This window comes from Serratia sp. KH_031 (assembly GCF_057839655.1).
The window spans coordinates 1,370,209-1,389,864 of the sequence record NZ_CM174496.1 but is presented as its reverse complement, the minus strand read 5'-3'; the positions used below and the strand labels follow the sequence as shown (position 1 = coordinate 1,389,864).

Here is a 19,656-nt window from a genome sequence, read left to right as displayed (position 1 = left end):
AGCTAACTAACTGATCGTTAAAACAATAACCCCAGGCGCATAGACGCCTGGGGATAAAAATTAAAATGCTGTCATATTTATTATTAGGAACAAAAAATGGAAAAATTACAGCCTGCTGCGGTATGGCTGGCGTGTAGCCTGTTCACAGTTCAGGTCTATGCCGATGACACACCGCCATTCATTACCAGCCAGGGGCTTGCGCAGCAGCATGAACTCCCTGCACTTGACGGTTCATCCTCACTGCCACTGAATGCCCCTGCGCCCGGTACACTCACACTCAACGATGCGGTTAACCGCGCCGTTACTTGGCACCCTTCCATCAGTGAAACCATCGGCAAGCTCTACGGTCAGCAAGAGCAGGTCAATGTCGCGAAATCGAAATACTATCCACAAATCAGCGCCGGGATGAATAACGGTTACAGCAATGGTTATACCGATAGCGGATTCAGCCCATCACTGGTGCTCTCGCTTTCACAGATGCTGTATGACTTTGGCAAAGTCTCAAGTCAGGTACGCGCCGAAAACGCAGGCGTGGCGCAAGAGCAGGCCAATGTGTTAGTCAGCATCGATAATGTCGGTCACGATACCGCCATTACCCTTATTCAGGTGCAGATGTGGCAGCAGATGGTGGCGATCGCCAAAGAGCAGCTAGCAGCGCTGAGCGCCATTGGACGACTAACCCAGCAGCGTAACGATGAAGGGGCGACTTCGATGTCGGATGTGGTGCAAACCGATGCGCGTATCGAATCTGCCCGTTCACAACTGATTCAGTTTCAGGCCAATCTGGATAGTTCACGCGCTACCCTCATGAGCTGGCTCGGCTGGAACAACCTGAACGACATCAGCAATGACTTCCCAGACAAGCTCGATAAAAGCTGTGATGTCGCCCAACCGGACGATCGGCTAGTACCCGCCGTACTCGCCGCGTGGGCGCAGGCCGGCGTCGCGCAGGCTAACCTCGATTACGCCAATGCGCAAATGACGCCCACCATCTCACTGGAACCTCAGGTTCAGCACTATCTGAACGATAAATACGCCAGTCATGAAGTGCTGGATCGCACCCAATACTCCGCGTTTGTTAAAGTCGAAATGCCGATTTACCAAGGCGGTGGCTTGACCGCACGCCGCAACGCCGCCAGCCACGCGGTGGACGCCGCGCAATCCGGCGTACAGCGCACCCGCCTAGATGTACGGCAAAAACTGATGGAGTCGCGCAGCCAAGCATTAAGCCTAAGCGGCGCACTGCAAGTATTACAACGCCAAGAAACGCTCAGCGAACGCACCCGTGAACTGTATCAACAACAGTATCTTGAACTGGGTTCCCGGCCATTGCTAGACGTCCTCAATGCCGAACAGGAAGTGTTCCAAGCACGTTTTAGCCAACAACAAACACTCAGCCAACTTCACCAATTACAGCTCAATTGCCTGTATAACACCGGTCGGTTGCGTAATGCATTTGGTCTGGAACGCCGCACTATCCAGTCCGTGGAGATCCAACCATGAGTCATATCCCTCCTGATGTCGAAACGTTAACCCAACGCGGACTCAGTCACTGGGCGCAGGCCATCAGCCATATTGCCGCCCACTACCGCATAGCCTGCTCACCGGGCACCATTCAAGCGAATGCGCCGTGGTTCAAAGACCAAAGTACCTTGGCGGCACTCACGCAACTGGCGCGTCAAGGTGGGTTGTCCTTTCATTTGCTGGATATCTCCCGGCAAGCCATCAGCCAATGGCGGCTGCCCGTGGTAGTGGATTTAACCAATGGTCAATTAGCGGTGATCGAGCATTTTGACGGCGAAGACACCGTGGATATTTGCATTATCGACGGCGAACGCCAGAGCAACCGCGTCTCTCTCAGCCAACTGCTGCCGGAAATACGTTTCGTCGCTGCACTGCGCCCCCTCTCAGCGTTGAAGGACAGCCGCGTTGATGCCTATATTTCACGCTTTAGCCCAGACTGGCTGAAAGAGTTGGTGATGTTGGATATCCGCCCTTATGGCCCAGTGATGCTGGCGGCGTTTCTGATTAATGTGCTGTCGCTATCTGGCATTATTTTCTCGATGCAAGTTTACGACCGAGTGATCCCAGCACAGTCGTATCCGACACTGTATGTGTTGGCGACCGGCGTGCTACTGGCAGTGGTGTTTGGTTTTCTGCTGCGCGTGGTGCGCAGCCATATCATGGATGTACTGGGTAAACGGGCAGATATTCGCATTTCCGACTGCGTGTTCAGCCATGCGTTACGGCTACGTAACAGCGCGATCCCACGCTCCACTGGCAGCTTTATTTCGCAATTGCGTGAGTTGGAGCAGATCCGCGAAATGATCACCTCATCGACCATTGCCAACATCGTCGATCTACCGTTCTTTTTTCTGTTTATCGTGGTGCTGGCGATTATCGCGCCGCCGCTGGCTTGGATCGCCCCCACCGCCGCCATCTTGATGGTGCTACCCGGCCTGCTGCTACAAAAGAAGCTGGCTAATTTAGCCAATCAATCGGCACATGAAGCGACGCTACGTAACGCGGTGCTGGTAGAGAGTGTGCAAGGGCTGGAAGACATCAAGTTGATGCAAGCGGAAAACCGCTTTTTGCAACAGTGGAACAGCTATATCCGTATTACCGCCGAATCTGGCCTGCGCACTCGGCAGGTCACCCAAGGTTTGATCAGTTGGGGCATGACCATCCAGAGTCTGGTTTACGCCGCCGTTATTCTGTTCGGCGCACCCTTGGTGATGGAGGGCAACATGACCACCGGTGCGATGGTTGCCGCCTCAATGTTGGCGTCAAGAATGATTGCGCCAATGGCCAATCTTTGCGGCACGCTGGCGCGCTGGCAGCAAGTAAGAGCCGCCAAGCAAGGGCTCGACAGCATTATGCAACTCCCCATCGAAAACCAACGCGACGAAAACCTGGTGCATCAGGATATTTTTCACGGTCACTATCTGTTTGAAAGCGCCCACTTTCGCTATCACAACGACGATCAAAGTGTTCCGCTGCGTATTGCCCACTTGGAGATCCAACCCGGTGAAAAAATCGCGGTGCTCGGGCGCAACGGCGCAGGGAAATCCACACTATTGCAAGCGCTGGCTGGCGGTGTCGATCTGGTCAGCGGCAATGCACGGCTCGATAACCTGAGCATGGCGCAAATTGATATGGCGGATCTGCGGCGCAATATTGGCCTTCTCAGCCAAAATGCACGGCTGTTTTACGGCACGCTGCGCGAAAACCTGACACTCGGCGCACTGCACGCCAGTGATGAGGCCATCTTCGACGTGCTGGAGATCAGCGGCGCAGCCCATTTCGTGAAACAACTGGCGAAAGGACTCAATCACCCAATTATGGAAGGCGGTGTCGGACTCTCGGGCGGTCAGCGTCAGTCGATCCTGCTGGCGCGCATGTTGTTGCGCTCCCCTAATATCGTGCTGCTCGATGAGCCTTCCGCCTCGCTGGACGATCACACCGAACGCGAGTTTATCCAGCGCCTCGGGCAGTGGCTCGGTAATCGCACCTTGATTGTTGCTACTCATCGAGTACCGGTGCTGGAACTGGTGGATCGCGTATTGGTGTTGAAAGAAGGTCAACTGGTGATGGATGCACCCAAAGCGCAGGCATTGAATAACAGCCGAGCGGCGGTGCAGGCAAATGGGCGGGAGTGGAAAAATGAAAACCAGTCAGCATGATAGCGTCATCAATGACCCGGATATCCAGCGTGAAAACGAGTTCTCCGGTGCCAGTCGCATCATTATGCTCAGCACCGCGCTGTTTATTCTGTTTGGCGTCTGGGCCTGGTTTGGCAAGCTCGACGAAGTCTCCACCGGTACCGGGAAAGTGGTTCCCAGTTCCCGCGAACAGGTGCTTCAGTCGCTGGATGGCGGCATCGTCACCGAATTATTGGTGCATGAGGGCGATAAAGTGCAAGCCGGGCAAATCGTGGCACGTCTTGACCCGACACGCTCGGAATCTAACGTGGGGGAAAGTTCTGCGCGTTACCGAGCATCACTCGCTTCCAGCACCCGTCTGAATGCGGAAGTGAACGATCAGCCCCTTATTTTTCCCGATATGCTGAAAGAGTGGCCAGATCTGATCGCCTCCGAAACCCGGCTGTACAAAACTCGCCGTGCGCAACTTACCGACACCGAAGCCGAACTCAAAAATGCGCTGGTTTCGGTCAACAAAGAGTTGGCGATCACCCAACGCTTGGAGAAAAGCGGCGCCGCTAGCCATGTGGAAGTGCTGCGCCTACAGCGCCAACAAAGTGATCTAGAACTGAAAATCACCGATCTGCGTTCGCAATATTACGTGCAGGCACGCGAGGCGTTGTCCAAAGCCAATGCCGAAGTGGATATGCTAACGGCGGTCATTAAGGGGCGCGAGGATTCTGTCACTCGCATGACCGTGCGCTCACCGATGCGCGGAATTGTGAAAAATATTCAGGTAACGACCATTGGCGGCGTGATCCCGCCCAACGGTGAGATGATGGAAATCGTCCCTATTGATGAACATCTACTGATTGAAGCGCGTCTCTCGCCGCGTGACATCGCCTTTATCCATCCGGGGCAACGCGCACTGGTGAAAATCACGGCTTACGATTACGCCATTTACGGTGGGTTGGAAGGCCAAGTGGAGACGATTTCTCCAGACACTATTCAGGACAAAATCAAACCAGAGGTCGTCTATTACCGAGTGTTTATCCGCACCCAACAAGACTATTTGGTGAATAAAGCGGGGCACCATTTTTCCATTGTGCCGGGCATGGTCGCGACCGTGGACATCAAAACTGGGGAAAAAACCATTGTCGACTATTTGATCAAACCGTTTAACCGCGCCCGCGAAGCGCTGCGTGAACGTTGATTAGGTGATAGAGCACGGTCTGCCTCGTCCGACAGGCCGTGCTCAAAAAGAGGATCAGATCGCTTCTTCGTCTTGCTCGCCGGTACGAATACGCACTACCCGTGCGACGTCGAAGACAAAGATTTTACCATCGCCAATTTTACCGGTCTGCGCGGTCTGCATAATAGTTTCTACGCAGGTATCGACAATATCGTCAGCAACGACGATCTCGATCTTCACCTTCGGTAGGAAATCGACCATATATTCCGCGCCACGGTACAGCTCAGTGTGCCCTTTCTGACGGCCAAAACCTTTCACTTCGGTCACAGTCATTCCGGTGATGCCCACTTCTGCCAGTGCTTCGCGCACATCATCCAGTTTGAACGGTTTGATAATTGCATCGATCTTTTTCATCTGTTTTCCTTAATTACCAATTTTTGCGGCCAAAGCCGGATGTGATCGGGTAACGGCGGTCTTTACCGAAATTGCGGGCGGTGATACGTGGCCCAACGGCGGCTTGGCGACGCTTATATTCGTTGATGTCGACTAGGCGGATCACTTTACGCACGATGACTTCATCGAAGCCTTCTGCCACCAGATCGGCGACGGATTTATCACGCTCGACGTAACCTTCCAGAATCGCATCCAAAATGTCATACGGCGGCAAGCTGTCCTGATCGACCTGATCCGGTGCCAACTCAGCAGACGGTGGACGGTCAATCACCCGCTGCGGGATCACGTAAGAGACGGTATTACGGTATTCAGAAAGCTTGAACACCAGCGTTTTAGGTACGTCTTTCAGCACGTCAAAACCACCCGCCATATCACCGTACAACGTGGCATAACCGACCGCCATTTCACTCTTGTTACCGGTGGTCAACACGATGCTACGGCGTTTGTTTGACAGTGCCATCAGCATCACACCACGGCAACGCGCTTGCAGGTTTTCTTCGGTGGTATCGCGTTCGGTGCCAACAAACATCGGGGTCAATTGCCCCATAAAGGCGTCAAACATCGGTTCGATCGACACAACATCAAATTCCACACCGAGAATGTCAGCCTCTTCTTTGGCGTCGGCAATGCTGATATCGGCGGTATAGCGGAACGGCATCATCAGCGCCTGTACACGCTCTTTACCTAAAGCATCCACAGCAATCGCCAGCGTCAACGCCGAGTCGATACCGCCAGAAAGCCCTAATACCGCGCCTTTGAAGCCGTTCTTATTGACGTAATCCCGCACCGCCAACACCAAAGCGTCATAAACCTGTGCCAACGGCGGCAGTTCAACGGCTGGGCTAACCATCGGCACCACGTCCAGCTCATTGAACTGCAACAAGGTGGTTTGCTCGGCAAAAGCCGCCAAACGATGCGTCATGTTGCCCGCAGCATCAAATACTTTCGAGCAACCGTCAAAAATCAACTCGTCCTGCCCGCCGACCTGATTCAAGTAAACCAGCGGTAATTGAGTACGTTGGCAATGCCCCGCCATCAACGTTTTACGGATATAAGGCTTTTCACGGTTATAAGGTGAGGCGTTGATCGACAGAATTATTTCTGCCCCAGCGGCCTTGGCAGCATCTACCGGTTGCGGGAACCACAGATCTTCACAAATCAGCAACCCCAGACGATAACCTTTCAGATCCACCACACAGGTTTTATCACCTTCGTGGAAATAGCGTTTTTCGTCGAAGACGCCGTAGTTCGGCAACTGCTGTTTGAAGTAGCGAGTCAGTAAACGCCCTTCGGCAAACAACGACAGCGCGTTATACAGTTTGTCGCCTTCACGCCGCGGATGCCCAACCAGAATCGCTATATTTTGAGAAGCTTGTTGCAAGCGACTGAGTTGCTCGTCGCAACGTTGGTAAAAATCGTTGCGATACAACAAGTCTTCCGGTGGATAACCAGACAGCGCCAATTCGGTAAACATGACCAGATCGGCACCCGCCTTCTGCTGCTCTTGTACGGTCTGCAACATGCGTTCAGTGTTGCCTTCAATATCGCCCACCAGCAAATTTAGCTGGGCTAACGCAATGGAAAGTGATCTGCTCATAGTACCCTTCATTCTTCAAGCTGCATCTTTGTTGGCTGCCCTCGTTACTCGGTTGCCGCCGTGAGGCAACTCGAATTATTTTGGGTATGATCTGCCAAACGAAGAAAATATTATTCTTTAAAATCATTGGCGTCCAGTTCATGGCGCGACAACAATTTATAGAACTCGGTACGGTTACGCCCCGCCATACGTGCAGCTTGGGTGACGTTGCCCTTGGTGATTTGCAATAGCTTACGTAAATAGTGTAATTCAAACTGGTTACGAGCTTCGACAAAGGTCGGCAGCGCGGTGTTTTCCCCTTCTAACGCCTGCTCAACCAGCGCTTCGCTGATAACAGGAGCCGAGGTCAAGGCCACACACTGCTCGATCACGTTCACCAATTGGCGCACGTTACCCGGCCAACTGGCGGTCATCAGGCGTCTCATGGCGTCGGTAGAGAAACTGCGCACAAAAGGTTTGTGGCGCTGCGCGGATTCACGCAGCAAATGATTGGCTAACAGCGGAATATCTTCAGCACGCTCGTTCAATGCTGGGATCTTCAGGTTCACCACGTTTAGGCGGTAATAAAGATCTTCACGGAACTCATTTTTCGCCATCGCTTTTGGTAGATCGCGGTGGGTGGCAGAAATGATACGCACGTTAATATCAATATCGCGGTTGCTGCCCAATGGGCGTACCTTGCGCTCCTGCAACACGCGCAGCAGTTTCACCTGCAATGAAAGCGGCATATCGCCTATTTCATCAAGGAATAGCGTGCCGCCTTCAGCAGCTTGGAATAACCCTTCACGGCTGCTCACTGCGCCAGTAAACGCGCCTTTGGCATGACCGAATAGCTCCGACTCCAGCAATTGCTCTGGCAATGCACCACAGTTAATGGCGATAAACGCTTTCTTGCCACGTGGGCTCGTGCCGTGGATCGCTTGCGCCAGCACTTCTTTACCGGTCCCGCTCTGGCCGTTAATCAGTACACTAACGTCCGACTGCGCCACCATTTTGGCCTGTTCCAACAGGCGCAGCATGATAGGGCTGCGGGTGACAATATCTTCACGCCAGCTATCGTCGCCACTACCGGGTACGGAAAGTGACAGCGCCTCGTCAATCGCTTTGTATAACGCATCACGATCGACCGGTTTGGTCAGGAAGCTGAACACCCCTTGCTGGGTTGCGGCAACGGCGTCAGGGATTGAGCCGTGTGCGGTGAGGATGATAACCGGCATTCCCGGTTGATGTTTCTGGATTTCGGCAAACAGTGCCATACCGTCCATTTCATCCATGCGCAGATCGCTGATCACCAAATCAATTTTTTCACGAACCAGTAGGCGCAAAGCCTCTTGGCCGCTTTCTGCCGTGGTCACGTGAAATCCTTCACTGGTCAGACGCATACCCAATAATTTCAGCAAACTGGGATCGTCATCCACCAACAGCAGGTTAGCCGGTTTACGAGCGGTCATTGCGCTTTAGACTCCTTGTTGTCGGCCGGTGGCGTATCGTTATCTTCCGGATCTACCGGTAGAGCCGTACCTTTTTCGCTCGGTGCAGGTTCAGCCGTTTTAGCGGGTGCTGCTGTTTTCGCATCAGCGTCACGATTGTCCGGTAATTCGCCCTGCATCTGCTTACGAGAGGAGAGCTGACGCTCGATATCGGTCAAGTTTTCCAACTTACGTGAGGTATCTTGCAACTCCCCCTGTAGGCGAATTTGGTTCTGACGCAGACTGTCGATTTGGTTATCAGTACTTTCTTGCAAGCGCTGGTAGCGTGCACGCTCATCAAACAAAGAGATTTGCAGCGTCTGCTGCTGACGCCACAGTTGCAACAACGGACGCAGCGAATTTGGGAATTCCAGACTATAGCGGTTCAGACGTTCAATCATCTGGCGGCGTTCCGCAGAGGTTGGCTCTGCGCTGCCGAGCAAAATGTTCTGTTTGATGGCTCCATCCCAGGTACTCCCCGGTAAGGTTTTCGCCAACGCGCGAGCCTGTGTTGATCCAAGACGATCGGCGCAATCCACAGCGCGTAGCCAATACAGTGAGTTTTCTAGCGCATCTTTCTCGGTCAACTGCCATAGGCTGTCACAGGAGGCGATACGGTAATCCACCACTTTACTGTCTGGGATGACGGCTTGTTGGGGTTGATCCACACTGCTGCTTACGGCGCTGTTGCTACAACCCGCCAGCAACAGCGGGGCAAAGAGTAAGCTGCCCCAAAAAGAGAGTGGACGTTTGCCGAGCCGCGTACCCTGTTTGGCACGCGGCGAGCATTCAGCCTTTGATAGACGAGCGCATTTAGGCCATGTATACATTATTTATTCGTTCTCGGCGGTTAATGGCAATTCAATACGGAAACAGACGTCAGCGCCATCCACGCTAATCAACTGCAACTCTCCGCGCATTCGACGGATACAATCTTGGGCAATACTCAAGCCAAGACCACTTCCTTTGACCGCCCCTTTTCGCTGGTGACTCCCCTGGAAAAAAGGCTCAAAAATCATTGTCTGTTCAGCTTCGGGGATTGGCGCACCAGTATTGGCAACATCAATCTGTACCTTATGCCCGACCTGACGACTACGGATCCAAATGTTACCGGATTCCTCACCATAGTGCACCGCATTGGAGTAGAGATTATCCAATACCCGCATTAATAGCGTAGGCTCTGCCCAACAGATTTCTGCATCCAGTTTAACTTCTGTACTGATCATTTTGGCACGGGCTGGCAGACTGTGGGCGGAAACGACTAATTCCACCATTTCGGCCAGTTCCACATTCTCATGCTCTGCCGGACCATCGGCCAATTTGCGGTTGTAATCCAGAAGCTGTTCAATCAGTTGCTGCAAGTGGCGGCTGCTATTATCAAGAATGGTGACCACCTCTTTTTGATCGGAGGTCAGCGGCCCGGCCACTTCATCGGCCAGCAGTTCCGTCCCTTCGCGCATACTGGCGAGTGGGGTTTTCAATTCATGCGAGATATGGCGTAAAAACTCATGGCGTTGTGATTCCAGCCACGCCAAGCGTTCACTCAACCAGATAATACGCTGCGCCAGTGAGCGCAATTCACGTGGCCCTTTAAATGATTCCACCGAACCAATGGCTCGCCCTTCCCCCAAGCGATTGATCATCCGTTCTACCGCTTTTACTGGCCCGATAATCATGCGAGTGAACAGAAATACCAGTAACACGCTGACCAAAAACAGTAACAGCGACTGCCAACCAAAGAATTGACCACGCTCGGCGATCGCCTGCTGTAATTGTTGCCCGCGGGAGAACACCACCGCGCGCGTGGCTTGCACCATTTCAGCATTGGAGCGAGAGAAGGATTCGAGGAGTTCAGATGAGGTTTTATCCGGGCCACTTCTTTGGCATTTGATCGCCGAAAGCTGGGTCAGTAGGCTGCGTAAGGTTTGGTAATAGCGTTCGTCTGGCAGAATTGGCGCATGGGCGTCTAGCATTTGCGAATACTGTTTGCGTTGATTTTGATACAAACGCTCTAACGTTGGATCGACCAACACACAGTACTGGCGGTAACTCCGTTCCATTTCCAGCGCCACACTGGTCATCGCCTCGCTGCGCCGCGCATCCACTAACGTGGTACGGTTGATGTCAGCCGCTTGCGCACTGAGGTTATTCAGACTCTGATAAGCCTGATACGCCAACACCAGCAACGGTAGCAGTACCAACAAGAATGCCAGCAATACCAGTTGTCGTAGCGAACGTGGAAATAAACGCCATTTTTTCAACGAAATCATCTTATCCTCTCTAGTCTGCCACGATGCTAACTGAGTCGCCGGAAAGAAAAAAGCCCGTCTGCGTTGAAGATGATTTTTTGAATAAGAGACAAAAATGACAAAGGGGCATTAAGAATAATGCCCCTTTGCTAAGAATGAGTGGATGCCCTTCAATCTCGTCCCCAGGTGATGTAGACCGTGCTTTCACACAGAACTGGCATCGAATAGGACGAATAGCATCCAGAAGTATCCCAGATTGATGAACCATTCATCACAGTTGGATACAGGCGGTGCCTCACTCGACGTGTCGCCCGATGCTTGATAAAGCCGCTTACGCGTCTGTTATCGGTCTAGTTGGACGATAGGCACCATTACTTTTGGCATCATTCGAAGGCTTATGAGGCAACAATTCCGTCTAATTACGGGGCCATCATACAAAGTTGAATGAGCAACTGATAGTAATAATGCAGCAAGCGTGCCAACTTTTAAAAGTTAAAATCAACAAATTGATATACAACGAATTTTATTTAATCACAATAAAACACATAGCCTAATCCACAAAGAAGCACGATGAATAATTCATCACTCTGTCGCTAAATCCCGACAGCTAATACCAGCAAAATTTACTGCCATTTAAATCAATGAGTTAAGTGTCTCTTTTTGGAGACACGAAAAATCGCGTTTGTCGCAAAACACCGACAACCATAAAAACAAAATAAAAATCAATGCATTAAAAAAGGCACAATCCTTTGTGCCTTTTTAGTCATTTTAAAATGGGCTTAGCCCAATTGCTTACGCGCATTGCGGAACATACGCATCCACGGACTATCTTCGCCCCACTCTTGCGGATGCCATGAGTTACTCACAGTGCGGAATACACGCTCAGGGTGCGGCATCATCACCGTCGCACGACCGCTGGCACTGGTCACCGCAGTAATGCCGTTTGGCGAGCCATTCGGGTTAGCCGGGTAGGTTTCGGTCACTTTCCCGTGATTATCGACAAAGCGCAGCGCCACCAAATTATGACTCTCCAGCGCCGCCAGATGCGCCGCGTCACGGACTTCTACATGCCCCTCACCGTGAGAAACAGCGATCGGCATCCGCGAGCCTGTCATGTCCTGCATAAACAGCGACGGACTGGCTGCCACTTCAACCAAGCTGAAACGCGCTTCGAAACGATCCGACAGGTTGCGAACAAAACGCGGCCAATGTTCAGCACCGGGGATCAATTCACGTAGGTTGGACATCATCTGGCAGCCGTTACACACGCCGAGCGCCAAGGTCTGTGGACGATGGAAGAAGGCTTCGAACTCATCGCGTACACGATCATTGAACAGCACAGACTTCGCCCAACCTTCACCAGCCCCCAATACGTCGCCGTAAGAGAAGCCACCACAGGCCACTAAAGTATGGAAATCTTGCAGTGAGCGACGCCCCGCCAACAAATCGCTCATATGCACGTCGATAGCATCGAAACCAGCGCGATGGAACGCCGCCGCCATTTCAACATGGGAGTTAACGCCCTGCTCACGCAGCACCGCTACTTTCGGACGCGCGCCTTTGGCAATATAAGGTGCAGCGATATCGTCTTGCGGTGCGAAGGTCAACTTAACGTTCAAGCCCGGATCCTGAGCTTCTTGTTTGGCCTTATGTTCCTGATCGGCACATTCTGGGTTGTCACGCAGGCGCTGCATCTGCCAAGTGGTTTCAGCCCACCAAGTGCGTAGGGTTTGACGGCTTTCGCTATAAACCGGCTGACCCGCGCTGGTGATAACGAAACGATCACCAGTTTGTACACGACCGATAAGATGAACGTTGTCACTCAAGCCATGCTCGGCAAACACTTGCTGCACCGCGGCACGTTGCTCTGAGGTCACCTGAATCACTGCGCCCAGCTCTTCGTTGAACAATGCTGCCAATGCATCATCGCCCAAGTTCTGAATATCAACCTCTACGCCGCAATGTCCAGCAAACGCCATTTCTGCCAGAGTCACCAGCAAACCACCGTCGGAACGGTCGTGATAGGCCAGTAATGCGCGATCGGCGACCAATTGCTGCATCGCGTTGAAGAAACCAGCCAGCTGTTCTGCACTGCGTACATCCGCGGTTTTATCGCCTAATTGACGATAAACCTGAGCCAGCGCCGTCGCGCCTAGGGCGTTATGACCGTTACCTAGGTCGATCAACAGCAGTTCGGTCTCACCTTTGTCAGTACATAGTTGCGGCGTCACCGTGTGGCGCACATCTTCGACGCGAGCAAAAGCGGTGATCACCAGCGACAATGGCGAGGTCATTTCACGTTGTTCATTACCTTCCTGCCAGCGGGTTTTCATCGACATAGAGTCTTTACCCACCGGAATGGTGATTCCCAGCGCCGGGCAAAGCTCTTCGCCGACCGCTTTCACCGCCGCGTACAAGCCCGCATCTTCACCCGGGTGACCCGCTGCGGACATCCAGTTCGCGGAAAGTTTTACTCGTTTCAATGAGCCGATTTCAGTCGCCGCCAAGTTAGTCAGCGCTTCTCCAACCGCCAAACGGCCAGAGGCAGCGAAGTCCAGCAAGGCAACCGGTGCACGCTCACCGAGCGACATGGCTTCACCGTAGTAGCTATCCAAACTGGCGGTGGTCACCGCGCAGTCAGCCACCGGGATCTGCCATGGTCCCACCATTTGATCGCGCGCCACCATACCGGTCACAGTACGGTCACCGATAGTGATCAAGAAGGTTTTCTCCGCCACGGTCGGTAAATGCAGTACGCGTTTCACCGCGTCAGCAATAGTGATTTTCTCACGGTATACCGGCTCACCTTTGGCTTGCAAGGTTTGCACATCGCGGGTCATTTTTGGCGTTTTGCCCAGCAACACGTCCAGCGGCATGTCGATCGGCTGATTGTCGAAGTGACGATCGGAAAGTAGAAGGTGTTGTTCTTCGGTGGCTTCACCAATGACCGCATAAGGCGCGCGCTCGCGGCGGCAAATAGCATCAAACTGTGCCATCTGTTCAGGCGCAACGGCCATCACATAGCGCTCTTGGGATTCGTTACACCACACTTCCAGCGGGCTCATGCCCGGCTCGTCGTTCAGGATATCTCGCAGTTCGAAACGGCCACCACGGCCACCATCGCTCACCAATTCCGGCATGGCGTTAGATAAACCACCGGCACCGACGTCATGGATAAACAAAATCGGGTTTTCAGCACCGAGTTGCCAGCAGCGATCAATCACTTCCTGACAGCGACGTTCCATTTCTGGGTTGTCGCGTTGTACCGAAGCGAAATCCAAATCGGCATCTGATTGACCAGAAGCCATAGAAGAGGCTGCGCCACCGCCCAAACCAATGTTCATTGCCGGGCCACCCAGCACCACCAGTTTGGCACCCACGGTGATCTCACCCTTTTGCACGTGATCCGCACGGATATTACCGATACCACCAGCCAACATGATCGGCTTATGGTAGCCACGCAGTTCAACGCCATTATGGCTGTTAACCTGTTCTTCATAAGTACGGAAGTAGCCCAGCAGCGCCGGACGACCAAACTCGTTGTTGAACGCAGCGCCTCCTAACGGGCCTTCGGTCATGATATCCAGCGCGGTAACGATACGCTCCGGTTTGCCGAAATCCTGTTCCCATGGCTGTTCAAAGCCTGGAATACGCAGGTTGGATACCGAGAAGCCAACCAAACCTGCTTTGGGTTTAGCACCGCGCCCGGTTGCGCCTTCATCACGAATTTCACCACCAGAACCCGTCGCAGCCCCCGGCCACGGCGAAATCGCCGTTGGGTGGTTGTGGGTTTCTACCTTCATCAGGATATGCGCTTCTTCCTGATGGTAGTCATATTGATCGTTACCCGGTGCAGCAAAGAAACGCCCGACTTGTGAACCTTCCATCACCGCCGCGTTGTCTTTATAAGCAGACAGCACGTAATCCGGCGTTTGTTCGAAGGTGTTCTTGATCATCTTGAACAACGATTTCGGTTGCTCTTTACCATCGATGATCCAGTCGGCGTTAAAAATCTTGTGTCGGCAGTGCTCAGAGTTGGCCTGCGCGAACATATACAGTTCGATATCCGTTGGGTTGCGCCCCAAACCGTTAAAAGCATTCAACAGATAGTCAATTTCATCCTGAGCCAGTGCCAAACCCAATTTGATATTGGCCTGCTCCAACGCGCTACGTCCTTCCCCCAGAACATCAACGGTCTGGTAAGGCGCAGGTTGATGATGAGAGAACAGTTTTTCCGCCTGTTGTAGCTCGCTGAACACCGTTTCCATCATGCGATCGTGCAGCAAAGCCGCCAATTGTTGCCACTGGCTTTCAGTCAGCGCTGGTGCCGTGACGTAAAACGCCAGACCACGTTCCAGCCGCACAACCTGCGACAATCCACAATTGTGGGCAATATCGGTGGCTTTAGAAGACCAAGGAGAAATGGTACCTGGACGCGGCGTGACGAGCAGCAAGCGACCAGCGGGAGCATGTTCGGCGAGAGAAGGTCCGTACTTGAGCAAGCGCTGAAGTTTGGCATGTTCTTCGGGACTTAACGGAGCACTGACATCGGCAAAGTGGACGTATTCAGCGTAAATGTCACTGACCGGGAGCCCTGCGTCCTGGCAGCGGGACAGCAGTTTGGTAATACGAAAAGCCGACAAAGCGGGCGAACCACGCAGTATTTCCATAATCTTAAGTTCTCTCGTCTTCGAAGCTACTGATTTCAGCACTTCATTGGGCGCAACAGGGGGAAAACGCGCGCCATTATAAAGAATCTACGCCACGGACGAAACCGTTTGCGTGGCTATTATTGATAAAAGCTATTTCTCCCCTGAAATTGGCATATCGTGTCAATAAAGTTGCACACTGACGTTTTGTTGCGCAAAATGCCCCGGCACTGGTGATTTAACCATATCAAAAACAATAATTCCGGCCAGCAGTGTACAAGAGCCATTACGAGATAACTATTTGAAACGCCTAAAAATAAATTACATTCTAATCGGTGTTGTTACCTTGCTTCTCGCGCTCGCTCTGTGGCCTAACATTGCCTGGCGTGGTGGCCAGGGTGAACAACTCGAAGCGATCAAATCACGGGGAGAGCTGCGTATTAGCACCTTAAACTCCCCGCTTACCTATTTCACTACCAAGCAAGGTCCGAGTGGACTGGACTACGAATTGGCAAAAAGCTTCGCCGATTACCTTGGGGTGAAACTGGTGGTGATCCCACATCAGAACATCAACGATCTGTTTGACGCTCTGAATGATGACAGTGTCGATCTCTTGGCTGCCGGGTTGATCTACAATCCTGAGCGTCTCAATCGCACCCGTACCGGCCCCGCTTATTATTCGGTTTCCCAACAATTGGTGTATCGCCTAGGGAGCACCCGCCCAAAGAGCTTTAAGGAACTCAAAGGCCGGTTAGCAGTGTCTTCCGGTTCGGCACATGCCAGTACACTTAAACAGCTCAAACAAGATAAATTCCCCAATCTAAGTTGGGAAACCTCCAGCGATCTGGCCTCCAAAGAGTTATTGGAACAGGTTGCTGCGGGCAAACTGGATTACACCATCGGTGATTCCGTGACCATCGCCCTACTACAACGTATTCATCCACAGTTGGCCGTCGCATTCGATGTCACGGATGAAGAGCCGGTGACCTGGTATTTAAAGCGCACCACGGATGACAGCCTGTATGCGGCGATGCTGGATTTCTACAGCCAGATAACGGAAGACGGCACGCTGGCGCGATTGGAAGAGAAATACCTCGGCCACGTTGGCAGCTTCGATTACGTTGATACTCGAACTTTCTTATCTGCCATTGATAATGTGCTGCCCAACTTCCGGCCTTTATTTGAGAAGTACGCCAACGAAATCGACTGGAAATTGCTAGCGGCCATTGCCTATCAGGAGTCGCATTGGAACCCGCAAGCCACCTCCCCCACGGGTGTACGTGGTTTGATGATGTTGACGCGCGCCACTGCCGACGGTTTGGATGTGAAGGATCGTCTCGACCCTGAGCAGAGCATTCAAGGCGGCGCACTATATTTGCAGCGGCTGATGGCAAAAGTACCGGATACCGTGCCAGAGGATGAGCGCATTTGGTTTGCTCTGGCAGCCTACAACATGGGCTGGGGACATATGCTGGATGCGCGTAAGCTGACCAAATCGCAAAAAGGGAATCCAGACAGTTGGGTCGATGTGAAGCAGCGTCTGCCGATGCTTAGTCAAAAACGCTATGCCCCGCAGTTAACCTATGGCTACGCCCGCGGGTATGAAGCCTACAATTATGTAGAGAATATCCGCCGTTATCAGGTCAGTCTGGTGGGGTATTTGCTAGAAAAAGAAAAGAAGGCAGCACAAGAAGCGAATCAACTGGCCGAACAAGGAAAGGCTTATCCGGTGGTCCCACCGGCATTGGCACTAGCGTTCTAATTATTCCTGACTTTTCGTGGCACGTTGTGCCAGTTTCAACGCTTTTTGCTGCTCACGGCGCAGACGGAAGAAATGACTCAACGTGGCAGCACAGTCTTCAGCCAGTACGCCAGAGGTAATGTCTATCTGATGATTCATGCCCGGATGGCGCAAAATATCCACCAGCGATCCCGCGGCCCCGGTTTTCTCATCCGCGGCGCCATACACCAAGCGACGAATACGACTATGCACCATCGCTCCTGCGCACATCACGCAAGGCTCCAACGTCACATATAGAGTGGCATCAATGAGCCGATAGTTCTGCAACACGGCTCCACCTTGACGCAGCGCCATGATCTCGGCGTGAGCCGTCGGATCGTGACGACCAATCGGGCGATTCCACCCTTCGCCAATCACTTGATTGTCCAGCACCAGCAGCGCACCCACCGGTACTTCGCCCTCTTCTTGCGCCCGTAACGCCAATTTCAATGCCTGGCGCATCCAATATTCATCGTTATATTCAGTCATCGCATAATTCCTCGTGCGCTTTGCGGCGGGCATTATACACAGTATGGGCAATTGAGGTGTCGCAGTCGTTTAAAGAAAGCGATGAGTGCATAACCGGCGGAATTATCAATAACTGAACTAGTATTTATAAGTATGACTTATTATAGATAGCCATAATTTTGTGAATACCCTCAACGCACTAGTTTTTTATTAAGCCAAATCAGCAACCTGCTCTATTTATGTGATTATTGCGATAGATCATGTTTACTAAACCATTAGCAGCGTAGTGTTCGGGACAAGCAAAAAATCTTTCTAAGGAGTGAATTATGGCTGCTTCAACTTTCTTTATCCCTTGCGTCAATATGATCGGTTCTGGCTGTCTTGAAGAGGCTGCTAAAGCGATTAAAGAACAAGGTCTGCGCCGAGCGCTGATCGTGACCGACAAAGTGCTGAACAGCATTGGCGTTGTCACTCAGGTTCAACAACTGCTGGCCGCCCAGCAGATCGAAAGTTGTGTTTATGATGGCACTCATCCGAACCCAACCACACTGAATGTGAAACAAGGGTTGGCAACGCTACGGGATTTTGATTGCGATTGTGTGGTGTCACTTGGCGGCGGTTCCCCGCACGACTGCGCTAAAGGTATCGCGTTGGTCGCCACCAACGGTGGCGAAATCAAAGATTACGAAGGTGTCGATCGTTCTGCCAAACCTCAATTACCGATGGTGGCGATTAACACCACCGCTGGGACGGCTTCAGAAATGACCCGTTTTTGCATCATTACCGATGAGTCACGCCACATCAAAATGGCCATTGTCGACAAACACGTAACGCCAATTCTGTCGGTAAACGATCCTCACCTGATGGCCGGTATGCCAAAAAGCCTGACTGCGGCGACCGGTATGGATGCCCTGACCCACGCTATCGAAGCCTATGTTTCCAGCGCGGCTAACCCGATTACCGACGCCTGTGCACTGAAAGCCGTGACGATGATCGTTGAGTCTCTGCGTGATGCCGTCGCCGATGGGCAAAATATGCAAGCGCGTGAAAATATGGCCTATGCCCAATTCTTAGCAGGGATGGCATTCAACAATGCGTCGTTAGGGTACGTTCATGCGATGGCGCACCAGTTAGGCGGTTTTTACGATCTGCCACACGGCGTGTGTAATGCGATTCTGTTGCCACACGTTCAAGAGTTCAATGCCAGCGTTTCTGCCGCACGGCTGAAAGAGGTGGCGGTCGCGATGAAGTTAGATGTGGCACATCTGAATGATAAACAAGGCGCAACCGCCTGTATCGCCGCTATTCGCTTGCTGGCGAAAGACGTCGGCATTCCAGCGGGATTACGTGATCTGAACGTTAAAGAAGAGGATTTCGATACCTTAGCCACCAACGCGCTGAAAGATGCTTGCGGTTTTACTAACCCGATTCAGGCTGAGCACCAGCAAATTGTCGCTATCTTTAAAGCGGCTATGTAATACGCGGCAGCGAAAATTTTAGGGCGAACATCGCGTTCGCCCTTTTTCATTTTAATTGCTGTAACTCACCTAACTTGCTGACCCGCCAGCGGTGCTCACAACAAAATAACAACGGATTATCCTGTTTGCTGTCGCTGTAACCACTGTACAGTTTTAGCGGAGCACCGAGCTGTTGTTCTAGTTGCGTTACCTTCTGTTCGCCGAGACAGCGCATTACCAGCACCCAACCGCCAAAGCGACGCGTGATACGGCTACCAATCAGCTTTACTCGTGGTAAAAACTCGGAGTCTTGATAAACCTGCTGTACCAAGCGTTCAGGTGAACCGGTTATCAACCAAACCTGTACATCATCGGCTTCGAGGTATTGGCGCAAACGCATTTGTACAACGGGAAAAGGCGTGACACGTTGACGGAACTCGTCAACAAATGCCTTTTCCAAACGCTCTAATCGCGCCTCTGAACGCCCGAAAGTGGTCGCCCATAACAGCAGGCTCATCGGCCAACGTGCAGCCCGTCCCATAATCAACATCACTAACCCCACAACGGGTAGCAACGGCAGCACTAACAACAAATTCAACAGCAGCTTCCGTAGCAAAAACAATAGAAAACTGCCGAACATATCCTCTTGGTGCAAAGTACCGTCCAGATCAAAGAACACCACGCGCCAGCCTTCGTTCAAA

At 52.3% G+C, this 19,656-nt stretch carries 13 protein-coding genes; 5 read left to right on the top strand and 8 right to left on the bottom strand.

The window, feature by feature from the left end; all coding sequences use genetic code 11:
- Positions 1-96 precede the first annotated feature (96 nt).
- Genes AC3ISQ_RS06210 through AC3ISQ_RS06200 form a run of 3 tightly spaced genes read left to right on the top strand, consistent with a single transcriptional unit; the run spans position 97 to position 4,854 of the window.
- Positions 97-1,503 carry a TolC family outer membrane protein gene (locus AC3ISQ_RS06210; RefSeq protein WP_489351519.1) on the top strand — a complete coding sequence of 469 codons (1,407 nt, stop codon included), beginning with the start codon at positions 97-99 and terminating at the stop codon, positions 1,501-1,503.
- Positions 1,500-3,683 (top strand): type I secretion system permease/ATPase, encoded by a 2,184-nt coding sequence (locus AC3ISQ_RS06205; protein ID WP_489351517.1) that lies wholly within the window; start codon positions 1,500-1,502, stop codon positions 3,681-3,683. The genes AC3ISQ_RS06210 and AC3ISQ_RS06205 overlap by 4 nt, the downstream gene beginning before the upstream one ends.
- A 7-nt stretch (positions 3,684-3,690) precedes the next feature.
- Positions 3,691-4,854, top strand: coding sequence for a beta-barrel domain-containing protein (locus AC3ISQ_RS06200; protein ID WP_489353147.1), 1,164 nt, complete (start codon positions 3,691-3,693; stop codon positions 4,852-4,854).
- A 54-nt stretch (positions 4,855-4,908) separates the two neighbouring features.
- On the opposite strand, the gene glnB is transcribed toward AC3ISQ_RS06200, so the two are convergent.
- From glnB to purL, 6 genes are all read right to left on the bottom strand, one after another.
- On the bottom strand, positions 4,909-5,247 hold the full coding sequence (glnB, locus tag AC3ISQ_RS06195) for a nitrogen regulatory protein P-II (protein WP_004847623.1): 339 nt from the start codon (positions 5,245-5,247) through the stop codon (positions 4,909-4,911).
- Positions 5,248-5,260: 13 nt separating this feature from the next.
- Entirely contained in the window at positions 5,261-6,883 is a 1,623-nt protein-coding gene (locus AC3ISQ_RS06190; protein WP_489351515.1) for an NAD+ synthase, read from the bottom strand.
- Positions 6,884-6,993: 110 nt separating this feature from the next.
- Positions 6,994-8,334, bottom strand: a complete 1,341-nt coding sequence (gene glrR / locus AC3ISQ_RS06185) for a two-component system response regulator GlrR (protein WP_489351513.1) — start codon at positions 8,332-8,334, stop codon at positions 6,994-6,996.
- The gene (gene qseG / locus AC3ISQ_RS06180) at positions 8,331-9,182 is read right to left on the bottom strand and encodes a two-component system QseEF-associated lipoprotein QseG (protein WP_489351511.1); all 852 of its coding nucleotides are present in this window, start codon (positions 9,180-9,182) and stop codon (positions 8,331-8,333) included. Before qseG ends, glrR begins: the two co-directional genes overlap by 4 nt.
- A gap of 3 nt (positions 9,183-9,185) precedes the next feature.
- Positions 9,186-10,622 carry a sensor histidine kinase gene (locus AC3ISQ_RS06175; RefSeq protein ID WP_489351509.1) on the bottom strand — a complete coding sequence of 479 codons (1,437 nt, stop codon included), beginning with the start codon at positions 10,620-10,622 and terminating at the stop codon, positions 9,186-9,188.
- Between the two features lie 758 nt (positions 10,623-11,380).
- Entirely contained in the window at positions 11,381-15,271 is a 3,891-nt protein-coding gene (gene purL, locus AC3ISQ_RS06170) for a phosphoribosylformylglycinamidine synthase (RefSeq protein WP_489351507.1), read from the bottom strand.
- A gap of 280 nt (positions 15,272-15,551) precedes the next feature.
- Between purL and mltF the strand changes: the two genes are divergently transcribed.
- Positions 15,552-17,012, top strand: a complete 1,461-nt coding sequence (gene mltF, locus AC3ISQ_RS06165; RefSeq protein WP_489351505.1) for a membrane-bound lytic murein transglycosylase MltF — start codon at positions 15,552-15,554, stop codon at positions 17,010-17,012.
- Here mltF and tadA read toward each other — a convergent pair whose 3' ends face one another.
- On the bottom strand, positions 17,013-17,519 hold the full coding sequence (gene tadA / locus AC3ISQ_RS06160; RefSeq protein WP_489351503.1) for a tRNA adenosine(34) deaminase TadA: 507 nt from the start codon (positions 17,517-17,519) through the stop codon (positions 17,013-17,015).
- 305 nt (positions 17,520-17,824) lie between these two features.
- On the opposite strand from tadA, the gene yiaY reads away from it, so the two are divergent.
- The gene (yiaY, locus tag AC3ISQ_RS06155) at positions 17,825-18,976 is read left to right on the top strand and encodes an L-threonine dehydrogenase (RefSeq protein ID WP_489351501.1); all 1,152 of its coding nucleotides are present in this window, start codon (positions 17,825-17,827) and stop codon (positions 18,974-18,976) included.
- Positions 18,977-19,022: 46 nt separating this feature from the next.
- Here the strand turns inward: yiaY and yfhb are convergent, their stop codons facing one another.
- Entirely contained in the window at positions 19,023-19,655 is a 633-nt protein-coding gene (yfhb, locus tag AC3ISQ_RS06150; RefSeq protein ID WP_489351499.1) for a phosphatidylglycerophosphatase C, read from the bottom strand.
- Position 19,656: the final 1 nt, after the last annotated feature.

What these genes read in the sequence shown, in the direction of transcription:
- yiaY (WP_489351501.1), top strand. Translation starts at nt 17,825, where the DNA reads ATGGCTGCTTCAACTTTCTTTATCCCTTGCGTCAATATGATCGGTTCT.
- purL (WP_489351507.1), bottom strand. Translation starts at nt 15,271, where the DNA reads ATGGAAATACTGCGTGGTTCGCCCGCTTTGTCGGCTTTTCGTATTACC.
- glrR (WP_489351513.1), bottom strand. Translation starts at nt 8,334, where the DNA reads ATGACCGCTCGTAAACCGGCTAACCTGCTGTTGGTGGATGACGATCCC.
- AC3ISQ_RS06205 (WP_489351517.1), top strand. Translation starts at nt 1,500, where the DNA reads ATGAGTCATATCCCTCCTGATGTCGAAACGTTAACCCAACGCGGACTC.
- AC3ISQ_RS06175 (WP_489351509.1), bottom strand. Translation starts at nt 10,622, where the DNA reads ATGATTTCGTTGAAAAAATGGCGTTTATTTCCACGTTCGCTACGACAA.
- qseG (WP_489351511.1), bottom strand. Translation starts at nt 9,182, where the DNA reads ATGTATACATGGCCTAAATGCGCTCGTCTATCAAAGGCTGAATGCTCG.
- tadA (WP_489351503.1), bottom strand. Translation starts at nt 17,519, where the DNA reads ATGACTGAATATAACGATGAATATTGGATGCGCCAGGCATTGAAATTG.
- AC3ISQ_RS06210 (WP_489351519.1), top strand. Translation starts at nt 97, where the DNA reads ATGGAAAAATTACAGCCTGCTGCGGTATGGCTGGCGTGTAGCCTGTTC.
- AC3ISQ_RS06190 (WP_489351515.1), bottom strand. Translation starts at nt 6,883, where the DNA reads ATGAGCAGATCACTTTCCATTGCGTTAGCCCAGCTAAATTTGCTGGTG.
- glnB (WP_004847623.1), bottom strand. Translation starts at nt 5,247, where the DNA reads ATGAAAAAGATCGATGCAATTATCAAACCGTTCAAACTGGATGATGTG.